Consider the following 19105-nt stretch of genomic DNA (forward strand, 5'->3'; position numbering starts at 1 on the left):
TACAAAAACTGGGAGATGGCTCACGTTCAGCCTTCCGCCGACCGATCGACTGTCGCCCCGCGCCCCGCCTCGTTCAGATTTGCGTCATCCGCAGCGCCTTCGCTGGTTGCCGGCATGCGAATGGGCCCCGTTGCGTAAAGACGAACAATCATCGCGACCGGCAAACCGCTGACATCGGTCATCCACTTCAGGACCTGTTCCGGCGCATTGAGGCCCTGCATGGCCCGATGCAGATCAGGCATTGCCACCAACATCCCGGGATGACAATTGCGCAGGAACCTTTCGAGCCCGGCACCGCTATCTATAAACGGTGCAAACAACAGACACGTCAACTGCGCTTCGTTCAGATCGAAACTGGCCAGCAAACTGGCCTCTGCCTGCATGCGCAAGTGCTTGGGATCTTCAAGGTCACCAAAACTGCTGAGCAACTGTTCGCACAGCGGTTCGGGCACCTGCTTGCGCCGCATCTCCATCAACCGGTTCTGCAGGTATTTGCCGATTCCATCCTCATACGTGCGACCTTCGATGAACTGCGTCTGCAAACCACGCAAATGCGCCGCGACCAGGGGCTCTGCGTATTCGTCGTCATTTTGATAAAGGCTCTGGTCATTTGCCTGGAATCCCAGAAAGTCGCTGAGCAAAGGCCAGCGCTCTTCCAGTTTGCCGACGATCATGTCGTTGATATTGATGAAACCGGTACGCCGACAGGCCTCGAACTGCCCTTCAGGCCGCCACGTCACACGATCTTCGTCGGTGTAGAACTCGCGATAATAATCACCTCCCAGGCCATCGAGCACAGGGAACAGCATTTCAAAGCCCGAGGTATTGAGCAGTGGTCCGGAGATCGCCGCTTTCTGTACTGCTCGACTCAATCCGTCGAGGAAGTGCTTCTGGCGCTGTGGGGGCTCGCTACCGATCATTGCATCAACACCACTGTTCCAGCGAGCGATCTGACCGTAGAACTCAGCGGTAGCCAGGTAGGCGTCATCCCACAATTCGAGCGGTTCGTTGAACGTTCGGCGATGACCAAGCACCAGCAAGTTCACGCGATGGGCTTCACGCCCCTCGTCGCTGAGTGGTGCCTGATGGTCGAACGGCAAAACCTGGCGATGATCGACCATCATCAGCTCGACCCGAGGATCGTCATACAGGAACAGCGCACTGAAGCTGCGATGCATGTTCTGCAGTGCCGTTTGAGTGTTGCCATTCCAACGCAGGGTCGCTACACGCAATTGAAAGGTTGCGGGGGCCCGTCCGGCGATAGTCAGCTGCGCAGCCCGCAACAAAGCCAGCGTATAACAGCTGTCACGCGCCCCGGACTGGTTCACCAGCACTTTGAAATGACCGATGTTCTCCATGCCGCCCGCAGCGACGGCCAGCCGCTGGATCAGCAACTGCAATGCCGTGCGCTCTGCGCGAGAGAAGAAACTCAGCAGACGCTGCAAGACTTGCTGGTAGACGTAATTCATTGCCTGATCATGGATAGTGCTCATCGGTATTTACCCGGTATCAAAAGTTTCATGGCATGCAGACAAAACATTAGCCGCACGACAATTCATCAATAAGTAATAGACGCTCAAATGCTAACACTTACAAAATTGTAGTTATTTGAAACACTTGAGTTCAAGAAAGCCAGCCTGTCACCGAAAGTCAGTGTCAACCCTCTGTAATTGCTAGGGATTTTCTAGAATTAAATCTTCCTAGGAAACTTCCCACAACATCCCACGACAAGTGAGTACAAGAAAAAGAGAAGCGGTTTCGGAATAGCCCTACAACAATTAAACAGAAGTTGGTGCGATCAACAGTTTTAGCCGTTTGATAATGTGAGGGACGAATTGAATGCACAGTCATGGCTCATTCCTTGAGATGAAAGTAATCATTCAATTATCAGGGCTTATGTTGTGATTAGAAGATACAGATCGAGAGCAAAAACCAGTTCAGTTGCTGAACGGCGTCGGGTGCAACTCTCGGGGTCTCTGTTTTACACGGTAGGATAAACGCACAAGAGTCCGTGGGGCCACGGACTCTGATTACAAGGCTTACGCCGGTTCGACTTGCAGAGCAACCCGTTCGCGACAAGGGCATTCGTCCATGTAGCGATGCGCTTCGACGAACTCGTTGAACGGAAATACACGGGTCTTGAGGGGCAGCAGCACGCGGTCAGCGGTCAACTGGTTGATGTCACGCAGGGCCCGTTGCAAAGCGACGTGATCCTGAGTGATGCCCAGTTCCGGCTTGCCGGTGAAGTTGCCAATGCAATGCACGAAGAACTGAATGTTCTTCTGGAACGCTGCACAGGCCGGGAACGGCGTCTGATTACCGCCCTGCAAGCCGTACAGCACCAGGCTGCCACGCGGCGCCAGCACATCGCCAAGCAGCGACATCTGCGGCCCGCCGAGACCGTCGAACACCACGTCGACACCACGGTTGTCGGTGATCTTGTTGATTCGCATCAACAGATCTTCCTCTTCGGTGACGATGACCTTCTCAGCGCCGAGCGACAGCAGGTACTCACGCTCCTCGGCTTCTTTGGTCGCGGCAATCACCCGCACCCCCATTGCCTTGCCCAACTGGACAAACGAAGGACCGGCGCAATGGCTGGCGTCCGTGACCAGCGCAAACTGCCCCGGCTTGACCCGCGCCAGATCGGCGTAGGCAAAATAGGCGATCAGTAGCGGCGTGTAATGCACGCTGGCTTCGATCGGGCTGAGCACATCCGGATAACGGGTCAGCGCGGTACGCGGCAGCACGATCGACTCGCCGTAGACCGGGTAGTCATTCGCACTTTCGGCCGGAAAGCTGGCGACCTTGTCACCCACTGCCAGATCATCGACACCGTCGCCGACAGCGGTGATCACTCCGGCCATCTCGTGACCAAGACCCGCAGGCAGTCGCGCCTGAGACGAGGCCAGATTCTGACGCCAGAGGGTGTCATACCAGCTGATGCCGATCGCCTCGACACGCACCTGCACTTCGCCAGGACCTGGCTGAGCGGCCGCATGCTCTTCGCATTTGAGCACCTCGGCCGGACCAAACTTGTGAAAACGGATCGTGCGGGACATCGCAAACCTCGTCAAAGTAACCTCTAATGCCCTGAACTCTATCTGGGCTTTTGACCCAAGACTATCAGTGGCTATTAATAGTCGACATGCCTGTCATTGATTCCGCAGTATGGGCGGCATTGGCAAAATCCGTGAAAAACTGCTGCCACCGTCTCAGTCAGGCTGAATTTTCCGGTGCAGAGTACCAGCCTTTCCCCGTAAGATTCATGCCGGCCATTGTTCTCATATGGCCGCTCTCGTCAAGCTTGATGACTCTGCCAGGACTCCAGATGAATCGTAATGACCTGCGTCGTGTCGACCTGAACCTGTTGATCGTATTCGAAACATTGATGCACGAACGCAGTGTGACCCGGGCGGCAGAAAAGCTGTTCCTCGGTCAACCGGCGATCAGTGCGGCGCTCTCACGCCTGCGCAGCCTGTTCGACGACCCGTTATTCGTGCGCACCGGGCGCAGCATGGAACCGTCCGCCCGCGCGGTGGAAATCTTCGCCCTGCTCTCGCCGGCCCTCGATTCGATTTCGACCGCCGTCAGCCGTGCGGCCGAATTCGACCCGGCGACCAGCACTTCGGTATTCCGTATCGGTTTATCGGATGACGTCGAATTTGCCCTGCTGCCGATGCTGCTCAAACGCCTGCGCGCCGAATCGCCGGGCATCGTGTTGGTGATTCGTCGCGTCAATTACATATTGATGCCAGGCCTGCTGGCCTCCGGCGAGATATCCATTGGCGTCAGCTACACCACCGACCTGCCGGCCAACGCCAAGCGCAAGGTCCTGCGTCGCAGCGCACCAAAACTGCTGCGCGCCGATACCGTGCCCGGTCCGTTGAGCCTGGACGACTACTGCGCACGTCCGCATGCGCTGGTGTCATTTGCCGGTGACCTCAGTGGCTTTATTGATGAAGAGCTGGAGAAACTCGGGCGCAAGCGCCATGTGGTGCTGGCCGTGCCACAGTTCAATGGTTTGAGTACGTTGTTGGCGGGCACTGACATCGTGGCAACCGTGCCGGATTACACGGCGGAAGCGCTGACGGCGGCTGGCGGTGTTCGTGCGGAAGATCCGCCGCTGCCGACGCGCACGTTTGAGCTGCATATGGCTTGGCGTGGGTCCCAGGATAATGATCCGGGTGAGCGTTGGTTGCGGTCGCGGATTCAGATGTTTTTTGGGGATCCGGATAGTCTCTAGGGGTCTTCTCCGCTATTCGATAGACCGGTCTAAGGCTTTCAGCGGAACAGTGGAAGCAATAAAACTGCGTATGTCGGCCGAATGAAAACGGTGAGTGCTCACCGTTTTCATTCGGGTCGGCATACTAATATTTGAAACGACCCACCAGGCCTTTGAGCTGACCGGAAATGTCTATCAATCGACCCGAGCCAGCCTGTGATGACTGAGCAAAGCCTTCGACCAGTTGGGCATCGGCATGGATCTGCGCGATGTGGCGATTGATCTCTTCGGCCACCTGGTGCTGCTCCTCAGCGGCTGTGGCGATCTGGGTATTCTGGTCGCGGATCGAGTCTACCGAGCCACGGATCTTGTCGAAGCTGTCACGCGCCTGCTGAATGCGTTCCACACTGGCGTGGGACACTTGCAGGCTGCCTTGCATCTGCTGCGTGACCTCTTGGGTGCGGCGGGCCAGATTGCCCAGCAAGCTGTCGATCTCGCCGGTGGAGTCGGCTGTCCTGCGAGCCAGGGCGCGGACTTCGTCGGCGACCACGGCGAAGCCTCGGCCTTGGTCACCGGCGCGCGCGGCTTCAATCGCCGCATTGAGCGCTAGCAAGTTGGTCTGCTCGGCAATCGAGCGGATGGTATCGAGAATGGTGTTGATGTTCTGGCTGTCCTGCTCCAGCAACTGCATGGTCTGGGTCGACTTTTGCAGGTCTTCGCTGAGCTTGAGCACGCTGCCGGTGGCTTCGCCGATGTGCTGCTGGCCGTCATGTACGTCGCGGTAGCCTTCGTCGGCACTCGATGCGGCAGCACTGCACGAACGTGCAACTTCGTTGGCAGTAGCGACCATTTCGTTGAACGCGGTGCTCACCAACTCCACGGCCTCACGCTGGCGCCCTGCAGCCTGGTTCATGTTGTTGGCCACTTCGCTAGTGTCGGCGGCCGCGGTCTGCAGGTCAGATGAGGCGTTGCCGATGCGTTGCACCAATTGTGCAATCATGCTCAGGAACTGGTTGAACCAGCCCGCCAGGCTGGCGGTTTCGTCCTTGCCCTGCACCTGGAGTTGGCGCGTCAGGTCGCCTTCTCCTTCGGCGATTTCTTGCAAGCCGTCGGCCACGCCGCGAATCGGACGCACGATGACGCTGGCAAAGCTGGCGCCTACTATCGCGAACACCAACGCCAATGCCGCTGCAATGGCGGCGATCAACCAGGTCAGCCGGCTGACGTCGGCCATCACTTCATCACGCTTGATCAGGCCGATAAAGCGCCAGCCCAGGTCTTTGGAACTGACCACGTTGGCCATGTAGGCCACGCCATCAATCTCGATTTGGGTCACGCCGTCGCCTCCCTTGGCTAGTTCGGCGTAGTTGGGACCCAGGTCGGCCAGAGGTTTGAAGTTGTGCTTCGCGTCGCTGGCGTCTACCAGCACGTTACCGTTGTCTTCCACCAGCATCAGGTAGCCGCTATCGCCCAGCTTGATGTTGCGCACCAGTTCAGTGAGCTGTTTAAGCGATACGTCAAGGCCAACCACTCCCAGGATATTCCCGGCGGCGTCGGCGACAGTACGCACGGTGCCGATCAGCGTCACATCGTCCGGCGCCCAATAGTAGGCACCCGTGCGCACAGTGGCGCCTGGCGTGGCGATGGCCGCTTTATACCAGGGACGGACGCGCGGATCGTAGTTGTTCAGCTTGGTGTCGTCCGGCCAACTGGCGTATCCGCCGTCGCTCAGACCCAGGGACAGGTAAGCAGTACTCGGATGACTTTTGGCGAACTGGTCAAATATCGCCAGCAGCTCTTTGTTGGCCTGAGTAAGTGGAATTTGCGCAGCTTCGGCACCCGCGTAGCTCTTGAGGTCTTTGGCCGCGACAACGCGCGGGTCCTTGGCTATATAGTCGACGTTTTGGCTTATGCCGTCGAAAAACTGCTTCATGCCATTGTCGATCTGGCGGATCTCACGACCGCTGCTGTCGAGAAAATTGGCCAGGGCCCCCTCTCGCAAATTCAGCACTACCAAAACGGCGACCAAGATGACCGGGACGCACGCGATAGCTGCGAACGCCCAGGTCAGCTTCTGCTTGATATTCATGACTTCACCTGCGGATATTTATAGTTTTGGCAAGGGGAAACGCTAGCACTGAACGTCGCATGTGTTGTTATGAGGAGATAGAGCCCATGCGTACTCTGAGTTATCGACCGCGACGGTGCGCACTTTAGAACGGCGAACATCGGCAAACTCAGCGCAATCTATCTGCGATTAAAGAAAGGCTTCCCTGCCTTGGAAAACCTTCCAGAACGTCGCATCGATTTTCCTGGCCGCCGCTTCACTGACCCAACCCTGCCAGATATCGAAATCCGGCTTCTGCGCCAGTTGGACCCAATCCAACTGGCCCATTAGCGGCGTGGGAGTTCAGTAACAGAACAGGGTCGGTTCGCCCCGCTTGCAGCTCGATAACACCGCTGCGTCCCCGCTTACGGACGGATTGAGGCGGTTTGCCAAACCGGATCAAAGGTGCAACGCGGGCCTGGACTGGCGGACGCCATGGACAGAAGGGACGCGGACACGCAGGGCAATCAGCAACGCGGCCAGTAGCATCAGCACGGCTGCCGCTACGAATACGCCTGCGCTGCCACCGAGGCTGAACATTGCACCGCCAGCGGCGGCGCCGGTGGCGATGGCTGACTGCACAGAGGCCACGACCATGCCTCCAGCGCTTTCCGCCTGATCAGGTACCGCGCTGGCGACCCAGTTCGACCACGCCACCGGCACACCACCAAAGGCCATGCCCCAGACCGCCAGCAGTACCGCCTGCCCCGGCACCGAGGCCGGCAACAGCACCAACGCCAATGCTGCAACGCCGACCAGCGCGGGCATCAACACCAGAGTGGCCAGCGGGTGACGCTCCAGCAGCCTGCCGGCCAACAGCGTGCCGACGAAGTTCGCCACACCGAACCCCAGCAGCATCAGTGACAGCCCTTGCGCGCCGATGCCGGTAGTCCCTTCAAGAAATGGCCGAACATAGGTAAACATCGCGAAGTGCCCACTGTGCACCAGCACACAACCGAACATCCCCATGGCGATGCCCGGGCGCTGCAACACCTCAAGCACAGTGCGCAGGCGTGCCGGCCGGCGCGGCGCAAGGCGCGGCAGAGTGAACGACTGGAAAGCCAGGGTCACCACGCCTACCGCCGCCGCGGCAAAGAACGCGCTGCGCCAGCCATACAGCCCACCCAGATAGCTGCCCAGCGGTACTGCCACTACCGTGCCGATGGCGATGCCGCTGAAAATGATCGACAGCGCCCGGGGCAGCAAGGCACTCGGCACCAAGCGCATCGCTACCGCCGCCGCCATGCTCCAGAACCCGCCAAGGGCAACGCCCAGCAAGATGCGCATCAATAACAGCACCGCGAAGCTGGAGGAAACGGCGACCAACAGATTGGAGGCGACCATCAACGTGGAAAACCCCAGCAAGACCCAACGTCGGTCGATGCCGCGGGTCAGGCCTGGCACCAACAAGCCGGCGAACAGCGCCACCACGGCGGTTACCGTTACCGCTTGGCCAGCCAGCGCTTCGGACACTCCCAGGTCGGTAGACATCAGCGTCAACAAACTGGCCGGAAGGTACTCAGCGGTCAATAACCCGAACACACCCATTGCTAACGAAAATACTGCCATCCACGCGGGGGTTGCAGGTTCTACGTCCGCGCCGACGCCGCAATGGCGGTCGGATACGGTGTTACATACACAGTCAGTCATTGCACGGATCTCTCAATCTTCATTAAGAGCCGAAGTCTAGGCGCCGAAATCCGGATGATCTATGATCCAAAGTCTCCACTTTTTGATCAAAACACCTGAACGATGCCTGTAGATCAGTTTGCTCTTTCCTCGGATCTCATCAACGAGCTGTTACGCGGCATGCGCCTGCGTGGCGTCGAATACCGGCGTATCCAAACGGGTCCAACCTTCGGTTTGGGCTTCGCGGAAAAAACTGGGCACGCCTGGTTCCACTTCATGGCCGTAGGCAATGCGGTGTTGCGGATGGGGGACGGCAGCACCTACGCGCTGTCTGCCGGCAACGCCGTGTTCATTTCCCATGGCGCAGCCCATCAACTGTTTTCCCATCAGGGCGCGCCTGTTCAGGACATCGATCATCTAGACGGTGCGCCCTTGGGTGAAACCGTCAGCGCGGTGAATACCGGAACCGATGCCAGCGCCACTCCGAGCACTATTCTGTTCAGTGGTTGTATGGAGTTTGAACTGGGCAGTATCCATGGCCTTGGCCGGCTGATGCCGGGACTGATGCTGATTGATGCCGGCGGCCAGCGTTACCCCGGGCTAGTGCCAATCCTGACCACCATGGAACGTGAGGTCAGCGCCGCCCGTGTCGGCTTCGCTGGTATCCTCGCGCGGCTGGCCGATGTGGTGGCGGCCATGGTCGTTCGCGGCTGGGTCGAGTGCGCCTGCGGCAATGCTTCTGGCCTGGTCGCCGCCTTGCGCGATCCCCGCTTGGCCGGTGCACTGCTTGCGCTCCATCAACAGCCGGGTCGCGACTGGACTGTTGCGCAGTTGGCAGAGCACTGCAACACCTCACGTTCGGTCTTCGCGGACCGTTTCCAGGCGACGATTGGCATGGCCCCGCTGCGCTATGTCACCGAACTGCGCATGCGGCTTGCAAGCCAGTGGCTGACCCTCGAAAGGCTACCGATTGAAGAGGTAGCTCAGCGCTTGGGCTATACCTCCCAAGCCGCTTTCAGTCGTGCATTCAAGCGTATTACGGGCAAGACACCGGGTTTGAGTCGTAAGGTGAGGCAAGCCGAATGCAGCTAGTCGATGATCCCTGCCACCGACTCATTTACCCCCCGTTACATCGAGAAATGTACCGGTAACGAATGAAGCCTCCGCGCTCGCCAACCATAGAATCGCACGTGCCACTTCCTCAGGCTGCCCGCCCCGCCCCATCGGGATCGAATCCTTGACACGATCGACCCGCCCCGGCTCACCGCCACTGGCATGCATTTCGGTGTAGATATGTCCGGGGCGAATACAGTTGACGCGTATGCCTTCCCGAGCCACCTCCTTGGCAAAGCCAATGGTGAACGTCTCCAACGCGCCCTTTGACGCCGCATAGTCGACATATTCATTGGGACTGCCGAGGCGCGCCGACGCCGATGAGACATTGATCACCACGCCGCCCGGGCCGTTGTGACGGTAAGACATGCGCTTCACCGCCTGTTGGGCACAGAGAATTGGGCCAATGGCATTGACCGCAAAGATGCGCCGCATCCGTTCGAAGGCGAGGTCTTCCAAGCGAGACTGAGGCGCCAGCATCCCGGCGTTATTGACCAGTACGTCGATGCGTCCGAACGTGCGGTCGATGGCCGCGAACAAATCGGCCACCTGTTGGGGGTCCGCACTGTCGGCCCGCATCGCCAACGCCCGGCGCCCCAATGCTTCTACATCCGCAGCCACGGCCAGCGCTGCGGACTCGTTGGCAACGTAGCTGATAGCGACGTCATATCCTCTTTCGGCGGCCAGCCGCGCGGTGGCTGCCCCCACTCCACGACTTCCACCCGTGATTAGAATCAGCGGTGCCTGCGAGACGTTGACCATTAAACAGAGCTCCTGAGCCGTTGGCTGTATCAGCCGATGATGAGGGTGCCGCTGGCGATCACTACGCATGCCAGTATCCGGCGCGCGGTGAGCGTCTCGCCGAGAAACACATAGCCGATCAATGCCGCAAACAGCACGCTGGTTTCGCGCAATGCGGATACCGCGCCCAAGGGCGCTTCGTTCATGGCGTAGATGATCATTCCATACGCAAGCAAAGAGACCAGTCCGCCGGCCAGCGCGGTCACTGTTCCCGCCCGGACGGAGAACAAGCTGCGAGTGTCGCGTAGGCCGATGTAGACCACTGGCATCAATACGCCCCACAGGGCGCACATCCAAACCGTGTAGGCAAGCGGCGCGCCGGAGATCCTGGCGCCGATGCCGTCGACTACGCTGTAGGCCGCGATAAAGCCGCCCGTACCCAGCGCATAAGGCAGGCTGGGAACCGACAGACTGCGCCCTCTGAAGGCCAGCGAGATAATCCCGCCTGACACCAGCGCTATACCGAGTAACGCGCCAGGCGTGATGCTTTCTCCGGCAAACACGGCGGCCCCCAGAGTGATCAACACCGGCGATGATCCACGTGAAACCGGATAGATCTGCCCGAGGTCGCCAACCCGGTAACTGCGCACCAGAAACAGGTTGTAGCCGACATGCAGCAACCCCGAAAGCACCGCGTAGCCCCAGCTCTCAATCGCGGGGGTCTGCATGAACACTGCAGCGACGACACTGGTGATGGCGATGGCAATGCACATCACCGTCATGGACCACAACCGATCGGCACCGCTACGCAGCAAAGCATTCCAGCTGGCATGCAGGAGCGCGGCGAAAAGCACAAGGAAGGTGATATGAATAGGCATGCGCCACTTTAGGCAATGCGGCACCGGGACTAAAGCGAAGCCTCCTCATCACAGCATGAACGAATACTCATGACTTATTCGTCCAGTCATTGGACTTTCAGTGCCTCGCTGACTAACCATTGGCGAAAGCTGGCGATGTGGGGTTGCGCTTCGATGCCCTTGGGGCAAACGAAGTAGTACGCCAGCGGTGATGGGAATGGCACATCAAACAGCCGCACCAAACGGCCATCGCTGATTTCGTTCTCGACATGCCCGCTGCGCACCAATGCAACGCCCTGGCCGAGCAAGGCTGCCTCGACCGTCATGTTGGTATCGCCAAATCTGACGCTCTCCTTGAGCGGCAAATAGGCCAGCCCGACGGTTTGAAACCATACCTCCCATTTTGGTACCAGTTCGGCACCATCGCGCGTGAGCAGCGGGAAATGCAACAGTTCTGCGGGGCTCTGCGGAGTCCCGACGCGTCGCAACAGTTCGGGGCTGGCCACAGGAAATACCTGCTCCCCAAACAGGAACTCAGAATGCAGACCGGGGTAATCACCCCTGCCAAGCCTGATCGCAACATCCGCCTGGCCGTGAGAGAAATGGATGATTTTATCCGTGGTGTCCAGCGAGACCAGCAGCTCGGGATTCTGACGAGCGAGACGCGGCAAGCGTGGCAGCAGCCATTTGAGCGCGAAGGAATAGGTGGTGCTGACGCTGAGTCGAACTCTGTCTTTTTGCTCGCGCAAATCACCCAACGTCGCCTCCAGACTGATGAAAAACTCCCGCACGATGGGCGCAAGCGCAGCCCCCGCTGCAGTGAGGCGTAACGCCTTGCCACGTTCAAACAACTGCACCCCCCAAAGGGCCTCAAGATGCTTGAGCTGATGACTGACCGCACTTTGAGTCACATGCAGCTCTTGTGCGGCCGACGTAAAGGTCGAGTGCCGGGTGACAGCTTCAAATGCGCGCAAGGTCGCGGTGGGCGGCAGGTCTCTCATGGGGCAGTATCCGGCGAATGATCAGAAAGGTGCATACATGAACGCTAGCTCATGATAGATCCGAGCTCATTCGAAACTTCACTCAGGGAGCCACAAAGCAGAGCGCACTGATGCTGCGCCCGCGCAAGCCAATATCACCCGCAACAGAGCGCTGAAATCCTCCAGACCTACAGCGCCGATAAAGCCACTGATTTCCGCCAGTTCCTCGGCAATCTGGGCAAGAGCGATCTGGCGAAAACCGCCGACATTGTCCCGGCCATTGGTGCTTATCTTGATAACAAGACTTAAACGCCGATCAGCAGAACGAAATCTATCGTCAGCTGGGTATCTACACGCGCGCGAAATACAGCGCTGCCGCCACCGAAACCCTGCGCGAACTGGTGGAGATCCCGACCTGGCGCAAGGACGGCGTCGAACAGCACAACAACCCGGAATTCATCAAGATCGCGGCGAAGATCAAGACCCTTGCCGAGTCCTTCAATCTGAAATTCCGCAATATCGACAAGCGCGTCTACGAGATTTCCTTCGACGGTAGCGGCGATGAAGTGGTCGGCATTCATGCCTATGCCGACGTGGTGCCGGTGACGCCGGAAAACTGGGTACCCAAGGATGGCACCCGCCTCGATCCGTTCAAGATCACCCTGATCGGCGACCGCATGTATGGTCGCGGCACCGAAGATGACAAGAACGGCATCGTGGTCACGCTGTATGCCATGAAAGTCATCAAGGAAGAAAAGCTGCAGCTGGTGCGCAACTTAAAGCTGTTGGTCGACACCACCGAAGAAACCACGGGCGACGCGATCCCCTACTATTTCGAACGCAATCCGACGCCGAACTACAACCTGGCGCTGGACGGTGGTTACCCGATGGTGATTGCTGAGAGATGGCACCGTCATGGCCAACTTTGCCAAGCGCAATGGCGGCGATTTCCAGATGAGCGCTAAAGTCGACGGCAAAGACGTCAAACTCACCGTGACTGGCGTATCTGCGCACTCCTCCGAGCCCGAATGCAATCCTGAGGGTGAGTGGGTCAAGGCGCTGCGGGCTATCTCGACGGAAAACCTCGGTATGAAACACGAGTTCGGCACCTCCGCTGGCGCCACCTCGGTGCATGAATTGCCTAACGGCGTGCAATTCGGTCTGGCCATGCCAAATGTGAAGTACACCGGTCACACCGATGGCGAGTTCAAGACCATGGAGCAATTCCAGCTGGATCTGCAAATCGTCACGGAAATGATCGGCCGCATCGGCCAGTTGCCGAAACTCTGATCGCATTGTCGAACCCGCCGCCATGTGGGGTTCGGCATTTTTAATCCCCGCATAATCCCCGCCGCGCAGCCTCGCTCCTGACTTTTGCACAGCGGGCAACACAGAATTGCCCTGAGAGAGATTGATAGCCCCCTAACGAAAGGTGCATGCTAGAGGGCTCGTTCGGCTCTTATATCATTCCGAATGATAGTTACCTTTGCTTCATTCGATTCGTGCCATCACACCCCGCCGAGCATCATCCGCCCATCTTCAATACATTGGCGGATGCATCCATGGAACAGTCACTCAAACATTTGCGCTTCCCGTTGGCCATGTTGGCCGTACTGGTGATGAGCGCCTGCGGCAAGACTCCGGAGACTGCCGCCACCGCGCCTGCTGCCAAAGTCAGCGTGGCCAAGGTGATCGAACAACCGGTCAACGAGTGGGACGAATTCACCGGGCGCCTCGAAGCGCCGGAAACCGTTGAAATCCGTCCTCGGGTCTCCGGCCAGATTGATGACGTCGCTTTCACTGAGGGCGCACTGGTCAAGAAAGGCGACCTGCTGTTCCAGATCGACCCGCGTCCGTTCCAGGCTGAGGTGCGCCGCCTCGAAGCACTGGTCGCCCAGTCCCGCGCCAACGCCACCCGCAGTGAAAACGAAGCCGGTCGTGGTGAACGTCTGCGTGCCAGCAACGCCATTTCCGCCGAACTGGCCGACTCGCGCACCAGCGCCGCTCAAGAAGCCCGCGCCGCCGTCGGTGCCCTGCAAGCGCAACTGGACCTGGCCAAACTGAACCTCAGCTTCACCCGCGTGACCGCGCCGATCAGTGGCCGCGTTAGCCGTGCCGAGATCACCGCCGGCAACCTGGTGACCGCCGACACCACCCCGCTGACCAGTGTGGTGTCCACCGACCGCGTTTACGCCTACTTCGACGCCGACGAGCGCGTTTTCCTCAAATACACCCAGCTCGCCCGTAACGGTCAGCGCGGTGCCACCACGCCGGTATACATGGGCCTGTCCAATGAAGACGGCAACCCGCACCTCGGCCAGATGAACTTCGTCGACAACCAGGTCAACCCGAAAACCGGCACCATCCGTGGTCGCGCGGTGTTCGATAACAGCGACGGCACCTACACCCCGGGCCTGTACGCACGCTTGAAGTTGGTCGGCAGCGGCACCTACAACGCCATGCTGATCAACGACGAAGCGGTCGGTACCGACCTCGGCAAGAAGTTCGTACTGGTGATGGATGCGGACAACAAAACCGCCTACCGCGCCGTCGAACTGGGTCCGAAAATCGAAGGCCTGCGCATCGTCCGTACCGGCCTGAACAAGGACGACACGATCATCGTCAAGGGTCTGCAACGGGTTCGTCCTGGCTCGCCGGTCACGCCTGAAGTGGTGCCGATGGCCAGCGAACAGACCATCGCGGCACTCGCTCAACAACGTCAAGCGCTGGAAGCCAGCAACCTGCCGAAAGTCGCCCCTGCCAAAGGCGCGTCCGGTTCGGTTGTGAAGCTGGCTGCTACGACCCCACGCGGTTAAGGGACGACAACTCCGATGAATTTTTCCCAATTCTTCATTTCACGGCCGATCTTCGCAGCGGTGCTGTCGCTGTTGATCCTGATCGCCGGTGCGATCTCGCTGTTCCAGCTACCGATCAGCGAATACCCGGAAGTCGTGCCGCCAACCGTGGTGGTACGTGCCAACTTCCCGGGCGCCAACCCTAAAGTCATCGGTGAAACCGTGGCCGCTCCGCTGGAGCAGGCCATCACCGGCGTCGAGAACATGCTGTACATGTCCTCGCAGTCGACCGCTGACGGCAAGATCACCCTGACCATCACCTTCGCCCTGGGCACTGACCTGGACAACGCGCAGGTGCAGGTGCAAAACCGGGTGACCCGAACCGAGCCGAAACTTCCCGAGGAAGTGACGCGCATCGGTATCACCGTCGACAAAGCATCGCCTGACCTGACCATGGTTGTGCACTTGACCTCACCGGACAAGCGCTACGACATGCTCTACCTGTCCAACTACGCAATCCTCAACATCAAGGATGAGCTCGCTCGTCTCAACGGTGTCGGTGATGTGCAGTTGTTTGGTATGGGCGATTACTCGCTGCGGGTCTGGCTCGATCCGAACAAGACCGCTTCGCGCAATCTGACTGCAACCGACGTGGTTACCGCCATTCGTGAGCAGAACCGTCAGGTCGCGGCCGGTCAATTGGGTGCGCCGCCTGCCCCGAATGCCCAGAGCTTCCAACTGTCGGTCAACACACAGGGTCGTCTGGTCTCCGAGGAAGAGTTCGAGAACATCATCATTCGTGCAGGCGACGACGGTGAAATCACTCGCCTCAAGGACATCGCTCGCGTTGAACTGGGCTCCAGCCAATACGCGCTGCGTTCGTTGCTGGACAACCAGCCGGCAGTGGCCATTCCGATCTTTCAGCGTCCAGGCTCCAATGCCATCGACATCTCGAACGACGTTCGGGCGAAAATGGACGAGTTGAAGAAAGGCTTCCCGCAAGGCATGGACTACAGCATCGTCTATGACCCGACGATCTTCGTGCGCGGCTCGATCGAAGCGGTGGTTCACACCCTCTTCGAAGCACTGATCCTCGTAGTACTGGTGGTGATCCTGTTCCTGCAAACCTGGCGCGCCTCGATCATTCCGTTGGTGGCGGTGCCGGTATCGTTGATCGGTACGTTTGCGGTAATGCATCTGTTCGGCTTCTCGCTCAACGCGCTGTCCTTGTTCGGATTGGTGCTGGCCATCGGTATCGTGGTCGACGACGCCATCGTGGTGGTGGAAAACGTCGAACGGAACATTGAACTCGGACTGACACCGGTCGAAGCAACCAAACGGGCCATGCGTGAAGTAACCGGTCCGATCGTTGCCACGGCGCTGGTGCTGTGTGCGGTGTTCATTCCGGCGGCGTTCATCTCCGGCCTCACCGGGCAGTTCTATAAGCAATTCGCACTGACCATCGCCATCTCGACGGTGATCTCGGCGTTCAACTCGCTGACCCTGTCGCCAGCATTGGCCGCGGTATTGCTGAAAGGCCATGACGCACCGAAAGACCGCTTCTCCAAGGTGCTCGACAAGATCTTCGGTGGGTGGCTGTTCCGTCCGTTCAACCGTTTCTTCGATCGTGCCAGCCATGGCTACGTCGGCACCGTGCGCCGGGTTATCCGTAGCAGCGGCATCGCCCTGCTGTTGTACGCAGGCCTGATGGTGCTGACCTTCTTCGGTTTCTCCAGCACGCCGACCGGTTTCGTACCCGGCCAGGACAAGCAATACCTGGTGGCCTTCGCACAGCTGCCGGATGCCTCGAGCCTGGATCGCACCGAAGAAGTGATCAAGCGCATGTCCGATCTGGCGCTGAAACAGCCAGGCGTGGAAAGTGCTGTAGCGTTCCCGGGCCTGTCGATCAACGGCTTCACCAACAGCCCGAACGCCGGCATCGTCTTCGTGACGCTGAAACCGTTCGACGAGCGTAAAGACCCGAGCATGTCCGCCGGTGCAATTGCCGGGGCCTTGAACGGTCAGTACGCGAACATTCAAGAGGCGTACATGGCGATCTTCCCGCCACCGCCGGTACAAGGTCTGGGCACCATTGGTGGTTTCCGCCTGCAAATCGAAGACCGGGGCAACCTGGGCTACGACGAGCTGTACAAAGAAACCATGAACATCATCAACAAGAGCCACAGCGTGCCGGAACTGGCCGGGCTGTTCACCAGTTACACGGTGAACGTGCCACAAGTCGATGCCGCCATCGACCGTGAAAAAGCCAAGACCCACGGCGTGGCTGTCAGCGACATCTTCGACACCCTGCAGATCTACCTGGGTTCGCTGTATGCCAACGACTTCAACCGCTTCGGGCGCACCTATCAGGTCAACGTTCAGGCCGAGCAGCAGTTCCGCCTCGAATCCGATCAGATCGGTCAACTGAAAGTACGCAACAACAAAGGCGAAATGATCCCGCTGGCGACCTTCATCAAGGTCAGCGACACCTCGGGCCCGGATCGCGTGATGCACTACAACGGCTTCATCACTGCAGAAATCAACGGCGCGGCTGCCCCGGGCTACAGCTCCGGCCAGGCCGAAAAAGCCATCGAGAAACTGCTCAAGGAAGAACTTCCGAACGGCATGACCTACGAATGGACCGACCTGACCTACCAGCAGATTCTGTCCGGCAACACCGCGCTGTTCGTGTTCCCGCTCTGCGTATTGCTGGCGTTCCTGGTACTGGCCGCTCAATACGAAAGCTGGAGCCTGCCACTGGCGGTGATCCTGATCGTACCGATGACCCTGCTGTCGGCCATCACCGGCGTGATTATCTCGGGCGGTGACAACAACATCTTCACCCAGATCGGCTTGATCGTATTGGTGGGACTTGCCTGTAAGAACGCGATTCTGATCGTCGAATTCGCCAAGGACAAACAGGAAGAAGGCCTCGACCCGCTCGCGGCGGTACTGGAAGCCTGCCGTCTGCGTCTGCGGCCGATTCTGATGACCTCCTTCGCGTTCATCATGGGTGTGGTGCCACTGGTGTTCTCCAGCGGTGCCGGTGCCGAGATGCGTCACGCCATGGGTGTGGCGGTGTTCTCCGGGATGCTCGGGGTGACCTTCTTCGGTCTGTTGCTGACGCCAGTGTTCTACGTACTGATCCGTAACTTTGTCGAACGCGGCGAAGCCCGCAAAGCGGCCAAAGCTCTGAAACTGGAGGCGCAACAATGAGTCTGAAAGTCTTCCTGCCGAGTCTGCTGGTGCTGGCCCTCAGCGCCTGCGCTGTCGGCCCCGACTACAAGACCCCAGCCACGGAGGCGGCCAATATCACGGCCGTCACCGACGGCGCCGCCGGGCAAAAGAACTTCGACCGTTCGAAATTCGAAGGCATCTGGTGGCAGCAATTCGACGATCCGACCCTCAATCAGTTGGTGACCCAATCGCTGCAAGGCAACCGTGAACTGCGCGTGGCGTTCGCCCGCTGGAAAGCCGCCCGGGCAATCCGCGACGACGCCAGCAACGATGCGATGCCGACCATCACCAGCCGCGCCAGCAGTGATCTGGCCAAGGGACAAATCCCTGGCCAGACCACCGACCGGGTCAATAGCGAACGCTATGACCTGGGGCTGGACATGGCCTGGGAACTGGATCTGTTCGGGCGTATCCAGCGCAATCTGGAAGCCAGCGACGCCGACCAGCAAGCGGCCGAAGCCGATCTGTATCAGCTGCAAGTCACCATGATTGCCGAACTGGTCGATGCTTACGGTCAATTGCGCGGCGCGCAACTGCGCGAAAAGATCGCCGTGGCCAACCTGAACAATCAGGTGGAATCGCGCAAGATCACCATCAGCCTGCGAGACGCCGGTGTCGGTGATCAGCTTGATGTCGAGCGCGCCGATGCGCGTCTGGCCAACGTTGAAGCCACCGTGCCGCAGTTGCAGGCGGAACAGGTTCGGCAGAAAAACCGTATCGCCACCCTGCTCGGTGAGCGTCCGGACAAGCTGACCGTCGATCTGAGTCCGAAAGACTTGCCGGCGATTGCCAAAGCCTTGCCGATCGGTGATCCGGGCGAACTGTTGCAACGTCGTCCGGACATTCTCAGCGCTGAACGTAATCTGGCTTCGGCCACGGCGCGCATCGGTGTCGCGAAAGCCGATCTGTTCCCACGGGTCAGCCTCAGCGGCTTCCTCGGCTGGACGGCCGGGCGTGGTTCGCAGATCGGTTCCTCGGCGGCCAACGCCTGGGCACTCGGCCCGAGCATTACGTGGGCGGCGTTCGACCTTGGCAGCGTACGCGCCCGTTTGCGTGGCGCCGATGCTGATGCCGAAGGCGCACTGGCGACTTACGAGCAACAAGTGCTGCTGGCCCTGGAAGAATCGGAAAACGCTTTCAGCGACTACGGCAAACGTCAGCAACGCCTGATCTCGCTGATCCGTCAGAGCGAATCGAGCCGCAAGGCTGCCGACCTGGCCGAAATCCGCTATCGCGAAGGCACGACTGACTTCCTCGTGCTGCTCGACGCGCAGCGCGAACGGTTGAACGCCGAAGACAGTCAGGCCCAGGCCGAAGTTGACTTGTATCGCGGCATTGTCGCGATCTACAAGGCCCTTGGCGGCGGCTGGCAACCGGAGACTGTTGCCAGCAAGTAATCGATTGTTAAAGAGCTCCTTTGG

The 19105-nt window shown here is 59.2% G+C and carries 11 protein-coding genes and 3 pseudogenes; 6 read left to right on the forward strand and 8 right to left on the reverse strand.

Annotation, left to right across the window (positions count from 1 at the left end; genetic code table 11):
- Nucleotides 1–26: 26 nt before the first annotated feature.
- Both ACOYXJ_RS24995 and ACOYXJ_RS25000 read right to left on the reverse strand, forming a co-directional pair.
- Nucleotides 27–1493 carry a hypothetical protein gene (locus tag ACOYXJ_RS24995; protein WP_150793368.1) on the reverse strand — a complete coding sequence of 489 codons (1467 nt, stop codon included), beginning with the start codon at nucleotides 1491–1493 and terminating at the stop codon, nucleotides 27–29.
- Nucleotides 1494–2039: 546 nt separating this feature from the next.
- Nucleotides 2040–3062, reverse strand: coding sequence for a zinc-dependent alcohol dehydrogenase family protein (locus ACOYXJ_RS25000; protein ID WP_016983050.1), 1023 nt, complete (start codon nucleotides 3060–3062; stop codon nucleotides 2040–2042).
- Nucleotides 3063–3331: 269 nt separating this feature from the next.
- On the opposite strand from ACOYXJ_RS25000, the gene ACOYXJ_RS25005 reads away from it, so the two are divergent.
- A complete protein-coding gene (locus ACOYXJ_RS25005) occupies nucleotides 3332–4246 on the forward strand; it encodes a LysR family transcriptional regulator (protein ID WP_007914920.1) in 915 nt (304 codons plus the stop codon).
- A 124-nt stretch (nucleotides 4247–4370) separates the two neighbouring features.
- Here the strand turns inward: ACOYXJ_RS25005 and ACOYXJ_RS25010 are convergent.
- The 3 genes and pseudogenes from ACOYXJ_RS25010 to ACOYXJ_RS25020 form a co-directional block, all read right to left on the reverse strand.
- A pseudogene (locus tag ACOYXJ_RS25010) lies at nucleotides 4371–4886 on the reverse strand (methyl-accepting chemotaxis protein); the annotation flags it as partial.
- A gap of 396 nt (nucleotides 4887–5282) precedes the next feature.
- A pseudogene (locus ACOYXJ_RS25015) lies at nucleotides 5283–6314 on the reverse strand (cache domain-containing protein); the annotation flags it as partial.
- A 417-nt stretch (nucleotides 6315–6731) separates the two neighbouring features.
- On the reverse strand, nucleotides 6732–7982 hold the full coding sequence (locus ACOYXJ_RS25020) for an MFS transporter (RefSeq protein WP_460372133.1): 1251 nt from the start codon (nucleotides 7980–7982) through the stop codon (nucleotides 6732–6734).
- A gap of 102 nt (nucleotides 7983–8084) precedes the next feature.
- Between ACOYXJ_RS25020 and ACOYXJ_RS25025 the strand changes: the two genes are divergently transcribed.
- Nucleotides 8085–9053 carry an AraC family transcriptional regulator gene (locus ACOYXJ_RS25025; RefSeq protein WP_460372135.1) on the forward strand — a complete coding sequence of 323 codons (969 nt, stop codon included), beginning with the start codon at nucleotides 8085–8087 and terminating at the stop codon, nucleotides 9051–9053.
- Nucleotides 9054–9074: 21 nt separating this feature from the next.
- On the opposite strand, the gene ACOYXJ_RS25030 is transcribed toward ACOYXJ_RS25025, so the two are convergent.
- From ACOYXJ_RS25030 to gcvA, 3 genes are all read right to left on the reverse strand, one after another.
- Nucleotides 9075–9836: an SDR family oxidoreductase gene (locus tag ACOYXJ_RS25030; protein ID WP_150793372.1), complete on the reverse strand. Its 762-nt coding sequence runs from the start codon at nucleotides 9834–9836 to the stop codon at nucleotides 9075–9077.
- Between the two features lie 29 nt (nucleotides 9837–9865).
- Complete coding sequence (locus ACOYXJ_RS25035; RefSeq protein WP_460372137.1) at nucleotides 9866–10693, reverse strand: EamA family transporter; 828 nt, start codon at nucleotides 10691–10693, stop codon at nucleotides 9866–9868.
- A gap of 86 nt (nucleotides 10694–10779) precedes the next feature.
- Complete coding sequence (gcvA, locus tag ACOYXJ_RS25040; RefSeq protein WP_460372139.1) at nucleotides 10780–11673, reverse strand: transcriptional regulator GcvA; 894 nt, start codon at nucleotides 11671–11673, stop codon at nucleotides 10780–10782.
- A 58-nt stretch (nucleotides 11674–11731) separates the two neighbouring features.
- Between gcvA and ACOYXJ_RS25045 the strand changes: the two are divergent.
- From ACOYXJ_RS25045 to ACOYXJ_RS25060, 4 genes and pseudogenes are all read left to right on the forward strand, one after another.
- Nucleotides 11732–12942 (forward strand): annotated as a pseudogene (locus tag ACOYXJ_RS25045) (M20/M25/M40 family metallo-hydrolase).
- A gap of 272 nt (nucleotides 12943–13214) precedes the next feature.
- A complete protein-coding gene (gene mexE, locus ACOYXJ_RS25050; RefSeq protein WP_095120869.1) occupies nucleotides 13215–14468 on the forward strand; it encodes a multidrug efflux RND transporter periplasmic adaptor subunit MexE in 1254 nt (417 codons plus the stop codon).
- A 15-nt stretch (nucleotides 14469–14483) separates the two neighbouring features.
- Nucleotides 14484–17663 (forward strand): efflux RND transporter permease subunit, encoded by a 3180-nt coding sequence (locus tag ACOYXJ_RS25055; protein WP_150793375.1) that lies wholly within the window; start codon nucleotides 14484–14486, stop codon nucleotides 17661–17663.
- The gene (locus ACOYXJ_RS25060; RefSeq protein ID WP_150793376.1) at nucleotides 17660–19081 is read left to right on the forward strand and encodes an efflux transporter outer membrane subunit; all 1422 of its coding nucleotides are present in this window, start codon (nucleotides 17660–17662) and stop codon (nucleotides 19079–19081) included. The genes ACOYXJ_RS25055 and ACOYXJ_RS25060 overlap by 4 nt, the downstream gene beginning before the upstream one ends.
- The last annotated feature ends 24 nt before the right edge of the window (nucleotides 19082–19105 follow it).

This window comes from Pseudomonas sp. Tul2A7 (assembly GCF_054790505.1).

What these genes read in the sequence shown, in the direction of transcription:
- ACOYXJ_RS24995 (WP_150793368.1), bottom strand. Translation starts at nt 1,493, where the DNA reads ATGAGCACTATCCATGATCAGGCAATGAATTACGTCTACCAGCAAGTC.
- ACOYXJ_RS25000 (WP_016983050.1), bottom strand. Translation starts at nt 3,062, where the DNA reads ATGTCCCGCACGATCCGTTTTCACAAGTTTGGTCCGGCCGAGGTGCTC.
- ACOYXJ_RS25005 (WP_007914920.1), top strand. Translation starts at nt 3,332, where the DNA reads ATGAATCGTAATGACCTGCGTCGTGTCGACCTGAACCTGTTGATCGTA.
- ACOYXJ_RS25020 (WP_460372133.1), bottom strand. Translation starts at nt 7,982, where the DNA reads ATGACTGACTGTGTATGTAACACCGTATCCGACCGCCATTGCGGCGTC.
- ACOYXJ_RS25025 (WP_460372135.1), top strand. Translation starts at nt 8,085, where the DNA reads ATGCCTGTAGATCAGTTTGCTCTTTCCTCGGATCTCATCAACGAGCTG.
- ACOYXJ_RS25030 (WP_150793372.1), bottom strand. Translation starts at nt 9,836, where the DNA reads ATGGTCAACGTCTCGCAGGCACCGCTGATTCTAATCACGGGTGGAAGT.
- ACOYXJ_RS25035 (WP_460372137.1), bottom strand. Translation starts at nt 10,693, where the DNA reads ATGCCTATTCATATCACCTTCCTTGTGCTTTTCGCCGCGCTCCTGCAT.
- gcvA (WP_460372139.1), bottom strand. Translation starts at nt 11,673, where the DNA reads ATGAGAGACCTGCCGCCCACCGCGACCTTGCGCGCATTTGAAGCTGTC.
- mexE (WP_095120869.1), top strand. Translation starts at nt 13,215, where the DNA reads ATGGAACAGTCACTCAAACATTTGCGCTTCCCGTTGGCCATGTTGGCC.
- ACOYXJ_RS25055 (WP_150793375.1), top strand. Translation starts at nt 14,484, where the DNA reads ATGAATTTTTCCCAATTCTTCATTTCACGGCCGATCTTCGCAGCGGTG.
- ACOYXJ_RS25060 (WP_150793376.1), top strand. Translation starts at nt 17,660, where the DNA reads ATGAGTCTGAAAGTCTTCCTGCCGAGTCTGCTGGTGCTGGCCCTCAGC.